The sequence below is a fragment of the Variovorax sp. 05T418 genome (assembly GCF_056396385.1).
The window spans coordinates 23,479-40,099 of the sequence record NZ_JBFTLJ010000014.1 but is presented as its reverse complement, the minus strand read 5'-3'; the positions used below and the strand labels follow the sequence as shown (position 1 = coordinate 40,099).

At 68.8% G+C, this 16,621-nt stretch carries 10 protein-coding genes; 6 read left to right on the top strand and 4 right to left on the bottom strand.

The window, feature by feature from the left end:
• Nucleotides 1-79: 79 nt before the first annotated feature.
• Entirely contained in the window at nucleotides 80-3,622 is a 3,543-nt protein-coding gene (locus AC1DMS_RS24305; protein ID WP_478181892.1) for a transglutaminase family protein, read from the bottom strand.
• Nucleotides 3,623-3,762: 140 nt separating this feature from the next.
• Between AC1DMS_RS24305 and AC1DMS_RS24300 the strand changes: the two genes are divergently transcribed.
• The 3 genes from AC1DMS_RS24300 to AC1DMS_RS24290 all read left to right on the top strand — a co-directional run bounded on the left by AC1DMS_RS24300 (nucleotide 3,763) and on the right by AC1DMS_RS24290 (nucleotide 8,760).
• Entirely contained in the window at nucleotides 3,763-6,207 is a 2,445-nt protein-coding gene (locus tag AC1DMS_RS24300) for a DNA internalization-related competence protein ComEC/Rec2 (protein ID WP_478181891.1), read from the top strand.
• A gap of 91 nt (nucleotides 6,208-6,298) precedes the next feature.
• Complete coding sequence (locus tag AC1DMS_RS24295; protein WP_478181890.1) at nucleotides 6,299-7,792, top strand: circularly permuted type 2 ATP-grasp protein; 1,494 nt, start codon at nucleotides 6,299-6,301, stop codon at nucleotides 7,790-7,792.
• 11 nt (nucleotides 7,793-7,803) lie between these two features.
• A complete protein-coding gene (locus AC1DMS_RS24290; RefSeq protein WP_012748499.1) occupies nucleotides 7,804-8,760 on the top strand; it encodes an alpha-E domain-containing protein in 957 nt (318 codons plus the stop codon).
• Nucleotides 8,761-8,785: 25 nt separating this feature from the next.
• On the opposite strand, the gene AC1DMS_RS24285 is transcribed toward AC1DMS_RS24290, so the two are convergent.
• The gene (locus AC1DMS_RS24285) at nucleotides 8,786-10,630 is read right to left on the bottom strand and encodes a phosphoethanolamine transferase (RefSeq protein ID WP_478181940.1); all 1,845 of its coding nucleotides are present in this window, start codon (nucleotides 10,628-10,630) and stop codon (nucleotides 8,786-8,788) included.
• Between the two features lie 35 nt (nucleotides 10,631-10,665).
• Between AC1DMS_RS24285 and AC1DMS_RS24280 the strand changes: the two genes are divergently transcribed.
• Complete coding sequence (locus AC1DMS_RS24280) at nucleotides 10,666-11,127, top strand: SH3 domain-containing protein (RefSeq protein WP_478181889.1); 462 nt, start codon at nucleotides 10,666-10,668, stop codon at nucleotides 11,125-11,127.
• Nucleotides 11,128-11,130: 3 nt separating this feature from the next.
• Here the strand turns inward: AC1DMS_RS24280 and glpK are convergent, their stop codons facing one another.
• The gene (gene glpK / locus AC1DMS_RS24275) at nucleotides 11,131-12,624 is read right to left on the bottom strand and encodes a glycerol kinase GlpK (protein ID WP_062366547.1); all 1,494 of its coding nucleotides are present in this window, start codon (nucleotides 12,622-12,624) and stop codon (nucleotides 11,131-11,133) included.
• 359 nt (nucleotides 12,625-12,983) lie between these two features.
• On the bottom strand, nucleotides 12,984-13,751 hold the full coding sequence (locus tag AC1DMS_RS24270) for a DeoR/GlpR family DNA-binding transcription regulator (protein ID WP_012748495.1): 768 nt from the start codon (nucleotides 13,749-13,751) through the stop codon (nucleotides 12,984-12,986).
• A gap of 121 nt (nucleotides 13,752-13,872) precedes the next feature.
• Between AC1DMS_RS24270 and glpD the strand changes: the two genes are divergently transcribed.
• Together glpD and AC1DMS_RS24260 are read left to right on the top strand one after the other, a co-directional pair.
• The gene (gene glpD / locus AC1DMS_RS24265; RefSeq protein ID WP_278879888.1) at nucleotides 13,873-15,546 is read left to right on the top strand and encodes a glycerol-3-phosphate dehydrogenase; all 1,674 of its coding nucleotides are present in this window, start codon (nucleotides 13,873-13,875) and stop codon (nucleotides 15,544-15,546) included.
• Nucleotides 15,546-16,619 (top strand): ABC transporter ATP-binding protein, encoded by a 1,074-nt coding sequence (locus AC1DMS_RS24260; RefSeq protein WP_478181888.1) that lies wholly within the window; start codon nucleotides 15,546-15,548, stop codon nucleotides 16,617-16,619. The genes glpD and AC1DMS_RS24260 overlap by 1 nt, the downstream gene beginning before the upstream one ends.
• The last annotated feature ends 2 nt before the right edge of the window (nucleotides 16,620-16,621 follow it).

The following is a 16,621-nucleotide window of genomic DNA, read 5'->3' as shown; positions in this document are numbered from 1 at the left end:
GTGGATTGTCACATTGCCGTCACCGGCCGGATGACGGGCGATGTGCTGAATGTCCTCTTGCGGGCTTTTCAAACCCCTGTCAGCGCCGCAAATCGAGCGTGAACGGGAATTCGCGGCTGCCCGCGAGCTCGATGGTGGCCGGCGGCGTGCGCATCAGCCCCGGCGTGTGGCCCATCTGCGTGAAGCGCGACATGCGCCGGCTTTCCGCCTCGTAGGCATTGACCGGGAAGGTATCGTAGTTGCGCCCGCCCGGGTGGGCCACGAAGTACTGGCAGCCGCCCAGCGAGCGCTTCATCCAGGTGTCGACGATGTCGAAGGTCAGCGGCGCATGGGCGCCGATGCTCGGATGCAGCGCCGAAGGCGGGTTCCAGGCCTTGTAGCGCACGCCCGCCACGAATTCGCCGACCGTGCCCGTGGGCTGCAGCGGCAGCACCTTGCCGTTGACGGTGATGACGTGGCGGCTTTCGTTCAGGCCGGTCACGCGCACCTCGATGCGCTCGAGCGACGAATCGACGTAGCGCACCGTGCCGCCGGCCGAGCCTTCCTCGCCCATCACGTGCCACGGCTCCAGCGCATTGCGCAGCGACAGCTCCACGCCCATCGCCTGCACCTGGCCCACCAGCGGAAAGCGGAACTCCAGGTGCGGCGCGAACCAGTCGGCATCGAAGGCGAAGCCGGCCTGGCGCATCTCGCTGATCACGTCGTCGAAATCCATCTTGACGAAGGTCGGCAGCAGGAAGCGGTCGTGCAGTTCGGTGCCCCAGCGGGTGACGGGCGCCTTGTACGGCTCGTCCCAGAAGCGCGCCACCAGCGCGCGGATGAGCAGCTGCTGCGCAATGCTCATGCGCGCATGCGGCGGCATCTCGAAGGCGCGCAGCTCCAGCAGGCCGAGGCGGCCGGTGCTCGAATCGGGCGAGTAGAGCTTGTCGATGCAGAACTCGCTGCGGTGCGTGTTGCCCGACACGTCGATCAGGATGTTGCGCAGCGTGCGGTCCACCAGCCAGGCCGGCATGTTCTGGCCGTGGATCTCGCGGCTTTTCGCGATTTCCTTCAGGGCAATTTCGAGCTCGTAGACCTGGTCGTTGCGCGCCTCGTCCACGCGCGGCGCCTGGCTGGTCGGGCCGATGAACATGCCCGAGAACAGGTAGCTCAGCGAAGGGTGGTTGTGCCAGTAGAGCAAGAGGCTCGCGAGCAGCTCGGGCCGGCGCAGGAACGGGCTGTCGGCCGGCGTGGCGCCGCCCATCACGAAGTGGTTGCCGCCGCCGGTGCCGGTGTGGCGCCCGTCGGTCATGAACTTCTCGGCCGAGAGGCGGGTCTCGAACGCGGCGTTGTAGAGGAACTCGGTGTGGGCGACCAGTTCCTTCCAGTTGTGGGCCGGATGGATGTTGACTTCGATCACGCCCGGGTCGGGTGTGACGGCCAGCATCTTCAGACGCGGATCGCGCGGCGGCGGATAGCCTTCCATCACGATGCGCATGCCGAGCTGCTGCGCGGTGGCTTCGACGGCCGCGACCAGGTCCAGGTAGTCCTCCAGGCGCGCGAGCGGCGGCATGAAGACATAGAGCACGCCCGAGGCGCTGCCCTTTTTCTCGGCCGCGGGGCCATTGGCGCGGCGCGGATCGCGCACTTCGACGCACAGCGCGGTGCGCGTGACCCAGTGGGCCGATTCGCCGCGCACCGGCTGGCGCGTGGACGGCGTGGCGGAAGAGCGGGTGGCTGCGGCTGCGTCGTCGGCTGCGGTGGCATCGCCGCTCGCGGCCGTGCCTGCGGCGGCCGTCTCGCCCGGCGCCTGCATGCGCAGGGCCGCAGGCACCACCGGCGGCGCACCGAAGGCATAGGGCACGGCGCCCAGGTCGGCGCCCGCTGCGCCGCCGGCCGGCACGGCATAGCGCGCGCGGTAGTCGGCCGAACTCGGCAGCGCGGCGCGCGGCGCGGTGGGGTCGCGCTCGACCAGGTAGGGGTAGTCGCCCTTGCTGGCCCAGGGCTGCGAATCGAGCGGCAGGCGGTAGCCCATCGGCGAATCGCCCGGGATCAGGTAGAGCCGGTCGTCGCGCAGGAACCAGGGGCCGGTCTTCCAGCCCGGGCCTTCGAGCGCGGGCGCGTCGGCATTGGCGTTGGCGGGTTCCAGCGGCAGCATGTAGCCGATGACCGCGTCGAGCTTCTGCGTGAACACGCGGCGCAGGCGGACGCGCTCGAGCTCGTCGTCGAGCTTCGATTCGAAGGGGTCGACGTTGACCGGCAGGCGGCGTTCGCGCCAGAGGTAGTAGTAGACGTCTTCGTAGCCGGGCTGGACGTAGCGCTCGGTGATGCCGAGCTTGTGCGCCAGCACGGTGGTGAAGCGGCGCGCGTCTTCGCTCGTGTAGTGCGTGGGCACGCGCTCGTCGGCGAAGAGTTCGGGGTCGTGCCAGAGCGTCTGGCCGTCGGCGCGCCAGAAGATCGACAGCGCCCAGCGCGGCAATTGCTCGCCCGGGTACCACTTGCCCTGGCCGAAGTGCAGGAAGCCGCCCTGGCCGTATTCGGCGCGCAGCTTGTGCACGAGCTCGGTGGCATAGCCGCGCTTGGTGGGGCCGAGCGCATCGGTGTTCCACTCGGGCGCGTCGCGGTCGCTGGTGGCCACGTAGGTGGGCTCGCCGCCCATCGTGAGCCGCACGTCGCCGGCTTTCAGCCGCGCATCGACAGCGTCGCCGAGCGCGAGCACCTCGGCCCATTGCTCCTCGGTGTAGGGCTTGGTCACGCGCGGCGATTCGTAGATGCGCGTGACCTTCATCTCATGGCCGAAGTCGACCTCGGCTTCGTCCACCCCGCCTTCGATGGGCGCGGCGCTCGAAGGCGTGGGCGTGCAGGCGAGCGGGATGTGGCCTTCGCCGGCCAAAAGGCCCGAGGTGGCATCCAGGCCGATCCAGCCCGCGCCGGGCAGGAAGACCTCGCACCAGGCGTGCAGGTCGGTGAAGTCGACCGTGGTGCCGCTCGGGCCGTCGAGCGCCTTGACGTCGGGCGTGAGCTGGATCAGGTAGCCCGAGACGAAGCGCGCGGCCAGGCCGCAATGGCGCAGCAGCTGCACCAGCAGCCAGCCCGAGTCGCGGCAGGAGCCGCTGCCGCTGGTGAGCGTTTCTTCCGGCGTCTGCACGCCGGGCTCCATGCGGATCAGGTAGTTGACGTCCTGCTGCACCTGCTGGTTGAGGCCGACCAGGAAGTCGATGGTGCGCTGCTCCTTGCGCTCGATCTTGTCGAGGTAGGCCGCGAGCAGCGGCGTGGGTTCCTCGGTGACGAGGTAGGGCGCGAGTTCCTCGGCCTGCGAGGCGGTGTACTTGAACGGGAAGTTCTCGGCCTGCGGTTCGAGGAAGAAGTCGAAGGGGTTGTAGACCGCCATCTCGACGACCAGGTCGACCGTGACCTTGAACTCGCGCGTCTTCTCGGGAAACACGAGCCGCGCCTGGTAGTTGGCGAACGGGTCCTGCATCCAGTTGACGAAGTGCTCGGCCGGCTCGACCTGCAGCGAATACGAGATGACGTTGCTGCGGCAGTGCGGCGCGGGGCGCAAGCGCACGACCTGCGGGCCCAACTGCACCAGGCGGTCGTATTTGTAGTGGGTGACGTGGTGGAGTGCGGCGTGAATGGACATGCGTTTTGTGTGCAGTACTGCGAGATTGCATCGAAAAGATGTCTCTTGTGAGACGCATACTAGCCCAGAAGCAAAGCAATTAACGCGCCACTGAGCGCGAGCATGGGGAGGGTTTGCATCATGTGTTATGGAGTTGGCCGGTGAGACCGGCACGTGCCGCGGCGGCGTCGTGGGCCTTTGCTGCGCTGGGCGGATCGCTGCTCGGCGCGGCCTTGCAACTGCAGCAGCCGCGGCTGTGGAGCGCGGGTGCCTATGCGGCGCTGCTCTTCGCGGGCCTTGCGGGGCTGGCGGTGCTGTCGCGCCGATGGCGATGGCACCTTCGCATGCCAGCAGGGCTTGCGATGGCCCTTGCGCTGGCCTGCGGTGCGCTTGCCGCCGGCGGGCTCGCGGGCTGGCGCGCGGCGGTCTACGCAGCGGGCGCGCTCGACCCGGCCCTCGAAGGCCGCGACCTGCGGGTGGTGGGCGTGGTCGCGCAGATGCCCCAGCGCAACGAGGGCGGCACGCGCTTTCGGCTCGATGTGGAGTCGGCGCGCTGGGCGGATGGGCGCGCCGGGGCTGCGCCACGCGTTCCGGCGCGCATCGCGCTCGGCTGGTACCGCGAGGACAGCTCTCTCTGGGGGCGCGCCACGGAAGGCCGAGCCACCGCCGGCGACGCGGCCGCGCTGCATGCGGGCGAGCGCTGGCGCCTCACGGTGCGGCTCAAGGCGCCGCACGGCAATCTCAATCCGCACGGCTTCGACAGCGAACTGTGGCTCTGGGAGCAGGGCGTGCATGCCAGCGGCTATGTGCGAACCGGCGCCCGCGATGCCGCGCCGGCACGCCTGCAATCCACATGGCTGCATCCGATCGAGCGTGCGCGGGAGGCGGTGCGCGACGCGGTGTTCGAGCGCGTGGCCGACGCGCGGCAGGCCGGCGTCATCGCCGCCCTCGTCACCGGCGACCAAGGCGCCATCGACCGCAGCGACTGGGACGTGTTCCGCGCCACCGGCGTGGCCCACCTGATGTCGATCTCGGGGCTGCACATCACCATGTTCGCCTGGCTTGCCGCGCACGTGGTGGGCGCGCTGTGGCGGCGCAGCGGCTGGCTGATGCTTCGCGTTCCCGCGCCGCAGGCCGCGCTGGCCGGCGGCGTGCTGCTGGCCGGGCTCTATGCGCTTTTCAGCGGCTGGGGCGTGCCTTCGCAGCGCACGGTGTGGATGCTCGCGACCGCGGCGCTGCTGCGGCTCACGGGGCGGCGCTGGCCGTGGCCCCATGTCTGGCTGCTGATCGCGGCGGTGGTGGTGGCCGTCGACCCGTGGGCGCTGATGCAGGCCGGCTTCTGGCTCAGCTTCGTGGCGGTCGGCATCCTGTTCGCGACCGGCTTCATGCGGCCGGCCGAGGAGGCGGCGGGCCGGTCGGCCCGGCTGCTGGCCTTCTTCCGCGAGCAGTGGGTGATCACGCTGGCGCTGACGCCATTGAGCCTGCTGCTTTTCCAGCAGGTGTCGGTGGTGGGGCTGCTGGCCAATGCGGTGGCGATCCCCTGGGTCACGCTGGTGGTCACGCCGCTGGCGATGCTGGGGGCGGTGGCGCCGCCGCTCTGGGAGCTTGCCGCCTGGGCCGTGCAGGCGCTGGCCCTGCTGCTGCGGTGGCTGGCCGCACTGCCGTATGCCACGCTCTCGATGGCGGCGCCGCCCGTGTGGATGGCGGCCTGCGGCGTGGCGGGCGGCGTCCTGCTTGCGATGCGGCTGCCGTGGTCGCTGCGCACGCTGGGCCTGCCGCTCCTCTTGCCGGTGCTGCTCTGGCACGCGCCCCGGCCGGCCGCGGGGCAGTTCGAACTGCTGGCTGCGGACATCGGGCAGGGGAATGCGATCCTCGTGCGCACCGCGACGCACAGCCTGCTGTACGACGCGGGTCCGCGCTACAGCCTCGAGAGCGACGCCGGCCACCGCGTGCTCGTGCCGCTGCTGCGCGCCTTCGACGAGCGGCTGGACATGCTGGTGCTGAGCCACCGCGACAGCGACCACACCGGCGGCGCGCCCGCGGTGCTCGCGATGCAGCCGCAGGCGGCGCTGTCGAGCTCGATCGAAGCCGCGCACCCGCTGCAGTCGGTGCGGCCGGCCCGGCGCTGCGAGGCGGGGCAGCGCTGGAGCTGGGACGGCGTGGATTTCGAGATCCTCCATCCGGCGGCGGGCGACTACCTGTCGTTCACCAAGCCCAATGCCGTTTCTTGCGTGCTGCGCATCGCCAACGGCGGCGCCACGGTGCTGCTGGCCGGCGACATCGAGCGCCTGCAGGAGGCGGCGCTGGTGTCGCGCGCGGCCGACCTGCGCGCCGACGTGCTGCTCGCGCCGCACCACGGCAGCAAGAGCTCGTCGAGTGCCGTGTTCCTCGAAGCGGTGCGCCCGCGCATCGCGCTGGTCCAGGCGGGCTACCGCAACCGTTTCGGCCATCCGGCCCCGGAAGTGGTCGAGCGCTATGCCGCGCAGGGCGTGAAGCTGGTCGAGAGCGTGCCTTGCGGCGCCGTGCTGTGGCGCAGCCGGGAACCGGGCGAAGTCGGCTGCGAACGGGAGCGCAACGCCCGGTATTGGCACCACCGCCTGCCGTGAAAGCGGGCGGCGGCGCGGTGTTTCGCCTCAACATAGGGCTTTCACTGGCCTCGAACTTGCTAAGCTATGGCTCAAGGAGATTGGTCGTTCCATGCACAAATTCGACGAGATGTATGAGCAGTTGCCCTATGCGGGGGCTGCAATCCGACAGCACTACAAGCGCTACGACCAATGGCTTGCGAAGCAACCCGGCGAGGTGATGCGATCGCGGCGCGAAGAGGCGGAAATGATCTTCCGCCGGGTCGGCATCACCTTTGCGGTGTACGGCGCCAAGGACGAGGACGGTTCCGGCACCGAGCGGCTCATACCGTTCGACCTGCTGCCGCGCATCATTCCGGCCCACGAGTGGGAGAGCATGGAAAAGGGGCTGGTGCAGCGCGTGACGGCGCTCAACCGCTTCCTGCATGACGTCTACCACGACCAGGAAATCATCAAGGCCGGCATCATTCCGGCCGAGCAGATCCTGAACAACGCGCAGTTCCGCCCCGAGATGATGGGCGTCAACGTGCCGCACAACGTGTACTCCAACATCTCGGGCATCGACATCGTGCGCGCCCCCGATGCCCAGGGCAACGGCGAGTACTACGTGCTCGAAGACAACCTGCGCGTGCCCAGCGGCGTGAGCTACATGCTGGAGAACCGCAAGATGATGATGCGGCTCTTCCCCGAGCTGTTCAACCAGAACCGCATCGCGCCCGTGGCGCACTACCCCGACCTGCTGCTCGAAACGCTGCGCGCCAGCGCACCGCCCGCCACGGCCGAGCCCACGGTGGTGGTGCTCACGCCCGGCATGTACAACAGCGCCTACTTCGAGCATGCCTTCCTCGCCCAGCAGATGGGCGTGGAACTGGTCGAGGGGCAGGACCTGTTCGTGAAGGACAACTTCGTCTACATGCGCACCACGCGCGGGCCGCGGCGCGTGGACGTGATCTACCGCCGCGTCGACGACGACTTCCTCGACCCGGAGGTCTTCCGCCCCACCTCCACGCTCGGCTGCGCGGGCCTGATGCGCGCCTACCGCGAAGGCAACGTCGTCATCTGCAACGCCGTGGGCACCGGCGTGGCCGACGACAAGTCGATCTACCCCTACGTGCCCAAGATGGTCGAGTTCTACCTCGGCGAAAAGCCGATCCTGAAGAACGTGCCCACCTACATGTGCCGCAACAAGGACGAGCTGCAGTACACGCTCGACAACATGAAGGACCTCGTCGTGAAGGAGGTGCACGGCGCCGGCGGCTACGGCATGCTGATCGGCCCGGCCGCCACGCAGGCCGAGATCGAGGACTTCAAGAAGGCCGTCATCGCCAAGCCCGACGGCTACATCGCGCAGCCCACGCTGAGCCTGTCGACATCGCCGACCTTCGTCGATGCCGGCATTGCGCCGCGCCACATCGACCTGCGCCCCTTCGTGCTTTCGGGCAGCGAGGTGCAGATGGTGCCCGGCGGCCTCACGCGCGTGGCGCTCAAGGAGGGCTCGCTGGTGGTCAATTCATCGCAGGGCGGCGGCACCAAGGACACCTGGATCCTGGAAGCCGACCGCGCGCCCAGGCCCAACAAGGCGGCACAGACGCAAAGCCAATCGTAGGAGCACAAAAGATGCTGTCACGCACCGCCGATCACCTCTACTGGATGTCCCGCTACACCGAGCGCGCGGAAAACACCGCCCGCATGCTCGACGTCAACTACCAGACCTCGCTGCTGCCCCAGTCGGCCGAAGTGGCCAAGTACGGCTGGCAGGGCGTGCTGTCCATCAGCGAGCTGCTGCCCTCGTACAACAAGAAGTACGAGCAGATCACGCCGCACGACGTGATGGAGTTCATGGTCAAGGACGAGAGCAATCCGTCTTCCATCCTTTCGTGCCTCAAGGCCGCGCGCGAGAACGCGCGGGCGGTCCGCGGCGCACTCACCACCGAAGCCTGGGAAACCCAGAACACCACCTGGCTCGAGGTCAACCGCATGCTGCGCGCCGGCGATTTCGAGCGCGACCCGGCGCAGTTCTTCGAATGGGTCAAGTTCCGCTCGCACCTGTCGCGCGGCGTCACGCTCGGCACCATGCTGCAGGACGAGGCGTTCTACTTCTCGCGCCTTGGCACCTTTCTGGAGCGCGCCGACAACACCGCGCGGCTGGTGGACGTGAAGTTCCACGCACTCAACAGCGAGTTCTTCGGCACCGCCACGGAAGAAGACCAGGAGTACGACTTCTATCACTGGAGCGCGATCCTGCGCAGCGTCTCGGCCTTCGAGGTGTACCGCAAGGTGTACCGCGACGTGATCAAGCCCGAGCGCGTGGCCGAGCTGCTCATTCTTCGCGCCGACATGCCGCGCTCGCTGCATGCGAGCCTGGTCGAAGTGGTGAACAACCTCGCCAAGGTGCAGAACGAGCAGAGCGCCGAAACCCAGCGCCGCGCCGGCAAGCTGCTGGCCGACCTGCAGTACGCGCGCGTCGATGAAATCCTTGCGACCGGGCTGCATGCCTACCTCACGCAGTTCCTCGACCGGGTGAACGAGCTCGGCGGGCGCATCAGCCAGGACTTCCTGGTTCCGGCGCACTGAGCGGGCAGCCCCGGCGGCCTTTTCGTCAGCGCGAGAACGACTCGACGGCCACCGGGATCTTCGGAGGCTGCCAGCGGTAGGCCGGGTCCAGCACGTTGCGCTCGGGCACCTGGCCGCGCCACTGGATCTTGAGCAGGTCCATCAGCGTCCAGGCCGCCCAGTCGGCGCGAAAGGGCTGCTGCTGCGCGGCGCCGTCCGGCAGCGGCTGCCGGTTGCGCCAGATCACCGCCGGAATGCGGTAGCCCGAAGCGGTCGAAGGGCTGTGGCCCGCACGGTCGCTGCCATGCCCCACTTCCTGGCCGTGGTCCGACAGGTAGATCCAGGCGCGATAGTCATGCGGCTTGCCCGCGCTGCGCGTCTGCTGCAAAAGCTCGGACACCACGAAGTCGTGGTACAGCAGCGCGGCGTCGTACTCCTGCCGGAAGCGGCGCACCCAGGCCGACCGGCCGTTCTTCACCAGGCCGGTCTCGACCGCGTCCACGTCGTCGTCGAAGGGATTGGCGTTCTCGGGAAAGCGCAGGCTGTAGTGCGGGTGCGCGCCCATGAGGTGCACCACGATCAGCTTGCGGTCGGTGCCCGCATCCTGCAGCGCCTCCTGCACGCAGTCGAGGATCTCGCCGTCCAGCGAGGCGCTGGCGCGGCCGGGCGTGCGGTTCACCATGTCCACCACATCGGCGAAGCGCGCATGCTGCTGCTCGATGGCCAGGTCGTCATGGTTGCTGATCCACCAGACCTTGTAGCCCGCGGCGCGTGCCAGCGCCAGCAGGTGCGGCGGGTTCTCGCCGTTCTCCGTGTGGGGCAAGCCGAAGTGGAACAGGTTGCGCAGCGCGGGCAGGGTGCTCGCATCCGCCGACCACGCGTGGCGCAGCACGGCCATCTGGTCGCCGGCCTGCGCCTTGTGCGCCAGCAGACGCGGCGTGGTCGGGCGGCCGTAGCCGTAGAGCGCCATGTTGTCGCGGTTGATGCTGTCGGTGATGACCAGCACCACCGTCGACGGGCCGGCCTCCAGCGGCACGGGCGCGATCGCCTTGGCCTGCGCCATCATGCGGTCGCGCACCTGCTGCTGGTCGGCCCATGCGGCGCGCAGCGCCTGGACCGAATGCGACCACTGGGACCAGAACAGCGCGGGATGAAGGCGGCGCCACGGCTTGCTCGCATAGGCCAGGCAGGCGAGCAGCAGCAGCGCGAGCACCAGCGATCTCAGCCAGAACGGTAGGCGCGGGCGCACACCCGGCGCCGCCGAAGCTGAAACCGCCGCCGCACCGCGCCGCACGAACATGCCCGCGAGCACCGCGGCCCCCGCCAGCGCCGCCGACCAGACGACGGCGGACCGCCAGTGCATCCTCAGGTATTCGGTGCTTTCGCGCACGCTGGTGTTGGCCGCGGCACCCAGCACCATGGCGCCGTCAGGCGCGGCCTGGTAGGTGTCGAGCAGGTAGGCGCGCGCCACGCCGTCGAGCGCGAAGCCCATCACCCAGAGCCAGACGAGCGCCGCGCGCAGGCGCCGCAGCCGCGCGCTGCGCAGCGGCCACGCGAGCCACAGCACCATCGGCGCGGCGAGCAGCGCGAGCTGCGCGATCCGCCGGCCGTCATGGCCCAGCACGATGAATGCCAGCAGCGTGGCACCGACCGCGCCGCAGGCGAGCAGGGGGTGCGAGGCGTTCCGGACAGCGGACGCTTCGGAGTGGAGGGTGGTCAATCGTGCAAAGCGGGAGGTCGAGAGGGCGGGCGCATTTTGCCCCGCGGCGTGTGCGCTGCCTGCCAGTGTCCGGGCTGCAACGGGGTCTTTGCTGCGGCGCTGCGGGATATCCCCCACGGAACTTATTGCGCCTCGCAGGCCCAGACGGGCTCGCCCGGCATCGCCGGAGATCTTCGTGAAGCCCGATAGAAAGGAACCCTCCCTCCATGTTCAGATCCAGCCGACTGCCCGCGCTGCTCCTCGCATTCGTTCTCTCGTGGGTGGCGCTGCCGTCCGCATTCGCCGCCGAGCGGCAGATGGTCAGTTCCGCGGCCAAGACCCTGAACATGCGCACCGGTCCGGGCCAGCGCTACGAAGCGCACTGGACCGTGGGCAAGGGCTATCCGTTCCGCGTGATCGGCCGCAAGGGCGACTGGCTGCGGGTCAGCGACTTCGAGAACGACAAGGCATGGGTCTACCGCCCGATGACCAGCAAGACGCCGCATCACGTGGTGAAGGCCAAGGTGGCCGTGCTGCGCAGGTCGCCGAGCACGCGCAGCCCGGTGGTGAAGCGGGCGGCCTATGGCGACGTGCTGCGCACGCTCGAGCGCCGAGGCGACTGGGTCAAGGTCCGGCACGAAGGCGGCGGCATCGGCTGGGTGGCGCGGCGCCTGGTGTGGGGCTGGTAAGCCTCAGGTTGCCGTGGCCTGCCGCACTGCGCGCTCCCAGCGCGCCATCGACTCCTCGGCCTGTGCGCGGCCCATGGTCGGCATGAAGCGCCGCTCCACCTTCCACAGCTTCGACAGCTGCCGCGCGTCGCTGTAGACACCGGTCGACAGGCCTGCGAGGTACGCCGCGCCGAGCGCGGTGGTCTCGATCACTTCGGGCCGCACCACGGGAATGCCCAGCAGGTCGGCCTGGAACTGCATCAGCAGGTCGTTCACGCTCGCGCCGCCGTCCACGCGCAGTTCAGCGACGGGCGTGCCGCCGGCCGCCACCGCATCGCGGCTCATGGCCTGCAGCAGCGCGGCGCTCTGGTAGGCGATGCTCTCGAGCGCGGCGCGCGCGATGTGTGCCACCGTGGTCCCGCGCGTGAGGCCGGTGATGGTGCCGCGCGCGTCGGCATCCCAGTAGGGCGCGCCCAGGCCGGTGAAGGCCGGCACCATCATCACGCCGCCCGCATCGGGCACGCTTTCGGCGAGCGACTGCACTTCCGCGCTGCCCTTGATGGCCTTCAGGCCGTCGCGCAGCCACTGCACCACGGCGCCGCCGACGAACACGCTGCCTTCCATCGCGTACTGCGGCGTGGCGCTGGTCTGCGCGGCGCTGGTCACGAGCAGGCCGTTGTGCGAGGGCTGGAATTCGCCGCCCGTGTGCATCAGCAGGAAGCAGCCGGTGCCGTAGGTGTTCTTGGCCATGCCGGCCGCAAAGCAGGCCTGGCCGAAGAGGGCGCTCTGCTGGTCGCCGGCCACGCCGCCGATGGGCAGCGCGCGGCCGAGCAGGGCGGCGTCGGTGTCGGCAAAGTGCGAGCTCGACGGCTGCACGCTGGGCATGAGCGCCGCGGGAATGTCGAGCGCCTTGAGCAGGTCGGCATCCCATTCGTTGCGGTGCACGTTGAAGAGCATGGTGCGCGAGGCGTTGCTCACGTCGGTCACGTGCACCTTGCCGCCGGTGAGCTGCCACATGAGCCAGCTGTCGACGGTGCCGAAGGCGAGTTCGCCGCGCTCGGCCTGCGCGCGCGCGCCGGGCACGTTGTCGAGCAGCCAGCGCAGCTTGGTGCCGGAAAAATAGGCGTCGATGACGAGCCCGGTCTTCTCCTGGATGGTGGCGGCCATGCCCTGGTCGCGCAGCTGCGCGCACATCGGCTCGGCGCGCCGGTCCTGCCAGACGATGGCGTGGTGCACGGGCTGGCCGGTCTTGCGGTTCCACAGCAGGGTGGTCTCGCGCTGGTTGGTGATGCCGATGGCGTGGATGTCCGCGGGCTGGAGCTTGGCCTTGGCGAGCACGTCGCGCGCGGTGGCAAGCTGGCTGTGCCAGATCTCCATCGGGTCGTGTTCGACCCAGCCGGGCCGCGGATAGATTTGCGTGAGCTCCTTCTGCGCGATGGCGACGATGCGGCCTTCGCGGTCGAACACGATGCTGCGGGAGCTGGAGGTGCCCTGGTCGAGGGCGAGCAGGTAGGTCATGGCTTGAATGGTCCTCGTCGGGTCATGTCATTTGTTCTTGGCGCTGTTGTTCTTGTTGTTCAGGGCGCGTGCACAGATCACCGGGTACTCCCCTCCGCGAATGTCCCCCGGCCTGCGGCCTCCTCCTTGATTTCGCTGCGGGGAGCACCCGATGCTCTGTGCACATGGGCGCGCTGCTGGTGTATCGCTGATCAACGACCGCTCCGCATAACGCTCCCGTCGATGGGGTGCCTTGCGCAGCGAAATCAAGGGGGAGGCCGAAGGCCGGAGGACATTCGCGGAGCAAGGTACCCCGTCGGCGGGAGCGCGCCCCGAACAATGCCCCACGCGACGAACAAAAGAACGAACTCTCATTTGACTCAATCGCGCGCAATCTCGAGCCGAACCTGCGCCGCATGCAGCAGATCGGCAAAAGGCGCCGGCGGCTCCGCGTCGGTGAAGAGGCGGTCGATCTGCGACAGCGTGCCCAGCTGGATCATCGCGGGCCGGTTGAACTTGCTCGCGTCCGCGGCCAGCCACACCTCGCGTGCCTGCGCAATGATCGTTTGCGCCACCTTCACCTCGCGCAGGTCGAAGTCGCGCAGCGACCCGTCGGGCTCGATGCTCGACACGCCGATCAGCGCGATGTCCACCTTGAACTGGCGGATGAAATCGATCGTCGCCTCGCCCACGATCGCGCGGTCGCGCGGGCGCACCGAACCGCCCGCCACGATCACCTCGCACGAGGTGTTGCCGCTCAGGATCGTCGCCACGTTCAGGTTGTTGGTGATCACGCGCAGGCCCGTGTGGCGCAGCAGCGCCTTGGCGATGGCCTCGGTCGTGGTGCCGATGTTGAGGATCAGCGAACAGTCGTTGGGCACCAGCTCGGCCACGCGCCGCGCGATGCGCGCCTTGCCTTCTGCATGCAGCGTTTCGCGCTGCTGGTAGCCGATGTTCTCGGTGGTGGAACTCGGCACGCGCACGCCGCCGTGAAAGCGCGTGAGCAACCCCTGGTCGGCCAGCCGCTGCACGTCGCGCCGCACTGTCTGCAGCGTGACACCCAGCATGTCGGCCAGTTGCTCGACGGTGACCGAGCCGCGCGTGCGCACGGTATCGAGAAGATTGATCTGGCGCGGATTGGAGTTCACAGAGGCGTCGTGGAAAGCGTGAAGACTCTCCAGAGAGTACAGGCCGCGTCACTTTAAAACGAAAGAAAACGAATCCAACTAAGGGAAAACTCGGAGGAAAATCGCGCCAAAAGGAATCCAAATGAAAAGACGCGAAAATACAATGGCGCCCTTCCGTGACCAAAGTCATGAACCAACGGGCCCATCTTCTGTGAGCGATTTCTCCTCCAATCCGCCTTCGCCGGCAACCGATTGCGACGTGCTGATCGTCGGCGGCGGCATCAACGGCTGCGGCATTGCGCGCGACCTGGCCGGCCGGGGCTGGCGCGTGGTGCTGTGCGAGAAGGACGATCTCGCCTCGCACACCTCGTCGTCCTCCACCAAGCTGATCCACGGCGGCCTGCGCTACCTCGAGTACTACGAGTTCTCGCTCGTGCGCAAGGCGCTGCAGGAGCGCGAAGTGCTGCTCAAGAGCGCGCCGCACATCATGTGGCCGCTGCGCTTCGTGATGCCGCACGACCCGTCGATGCGGCCGGCCTGGATGATCCGCATCGGCCTCTTCCTGTATGACCATCTCGCCCGACGCGAAGTGCTGCCGGGCTCGCGCAGCATCGACCTGCGCAGCCATGCGGCCGGCGCGCCGCTCAAGCCGCAGTTCAAGCGCGGCTTCGTCTATTCCGACGGCTGGGTCGACGATGCGCGGCTCGTGGTGCTCAACGCCGTCGATGCCAGGGCCCGCGGCGCCGAGGTGCTCACGCGCACCCGCTGCGTGCATGCGCAGCGCGACGCCGACGGCTGGACCGCCACGCTCGAGGCCGCGGACGGCGGCATCCGCGCGGTGCGCGCACGCGCCGTGGTCAATGCCGCGGGACCGTGGGCGGAATCGTTCCTGCGCGGCGTGGCGCAGTCGGCCAAGGGCGAGCCGCTGGCCACGCGCCACCTGCGGCTGGTCAAGGGCAGCCACATCGTGGTGCCGCGCCTGTTCGAACACGACCACGCCTACATCTTCCAGAACCCCGACAAGCGGATCATCTTCGCGATTCCCTACCAGGACGAGTTCACGCTGATCGGCACCACCGACATCGAGCTGAACGGCGACGATCCCGGAGCCGCGCGCATCGCCGAGGAAGAGATCGCCTACCTCTGCATGCAGGCGAGCCGCTATTTCGACAAGCCCGTGAAGCCGGCCGACGTGGTCTGGACCTATTCGGGCGTGCGCCCGCTGCTCGACGATGCGTCGGGCGACCCCTCGGCCGTCACGCGCGACTACATGCTCGAGTCGAACACCACCGCGGCACCGCTGCTGTCGGTCTGGGGCGGCAAGATCACCACCTTCCGCAAGCTGGCCGAGGACGCGGCCGACGAGGTCGGCAAGATGCTCGGCCAGTCGAGCGCGCAGCGTCCGCCCTGGACCGATGGCGCCTTCCTGGCCGGCGGCGATCTTTCCGCATGGATCGGCGCCGCCACTCGGCCCGACGACGATTTCGAACGCTTCGTGGCCGCGGTGCAGGCGCGCCATGCATGGCTGGACGCCAAGCTCGCGCGTCGCCTGGCACGTGCCTACGGCGCGCGCGTGGCCGAGCTGCTCGGCGACGCCAAGTCCATGGAAGACATGGGCGAAGCCGTGGCACCTGGCCTTCACGAGCGCGAACTGCGCTTCCTGCAAGAGAACGAATGGGCCGTGAGCGCCGACGACGTGCTCTGGCGCCGCTCGAAGCTCGGCCTGCGCTACACGGCCGAAGAGCGCCGGCAGGTGGCCGCCTGGCTGCAGGCACGCACCACCAACAACAGCTACATGATCAACGGGGAGCGCTGATGCAATTGACTCTGGAGCGCGTCACCAAGAAGGTCGGCGCGCAGACCTGGCTCTACGAACAGAGCATTGCGCCCCAAAGCGGCGCGGTCACCGTGCTGCTGGGCGCCACGCAGGCCGGCAAGACCAGCCTGATGCGCCTGATGGCGGGACTCGACACGCCCAGCACCGGCCGCGTGCTGGTCGACGGCAAGGACGTGACCGGCATGCCGGTGCGCGAGCGCAACGTGGCCATGGTGTACCAGCAGTTCATCAACTATCCATCGCTCACGGTGGCCGACAACATCGCCTCGCCGCTCCGGCTGCGCGGCGAGAAGAACGTCGAGGCGCGCGTGAAGGCGCTGGCCGACAAGCTGCACATCGGCATGTTCCTCGAGCGCCTGCCGGCCGAGCTGTCGGGCGGGCAGCAGCAGCGCGTGGCGCTGGCGCGCGCACTGGCCAAGAACGCGCCGCTGATGCTGCTCGACGAACCGCTGGTGAACCTCGACTACAAGCTGCGCGAAGGCCTGCGCGAAGAGCTCACGCAGCTGTTTGCCACCGGCGATTCGACGGTGATCTACGCCACCACCGAACCTGGCGAGGCGCTGCTGCTGGGCGGCTACACGGCCGTGATGGACGAGGGCGAACTGCTGCAATACGGCCCGACCGCCGAGGTGTTCCATGCGCCGCAATCGCTGCGCGTGGCGCGCGCCTTCAGCGATCCGCCGATGAACCTGCTGGCCGGCACCGCAACGCCCGGCCGCGTGCAGCTCGCAGGCGGCCCGGCGCTGGCGCTGGCAGTGCCTGAAAGCGTTTCGGGCGCGGTCACGGTCGGCCTGCGCGCGAGTGCATTGAACGTGGACGCGGGGGAGGGCGACATCGCCTTGCCCGGCAAGGTGGAGCTGGCCGAGATCTCGGGCTCCGACACCTTCGTGCACGTGGAGACGGCGGTCGGCGAGCTGGTGGCGCAGCTCACCGGCGTGCACCGCTTCGAGCTGGGCACGGCGATCACGCTGTACTTCAGTGCTTCGCAGGCCTATGTGTTCGATGCCGGCGAAAAGCTGGCGCTCGCGCCGGCATGGCGCAAAGGAAACTAGCT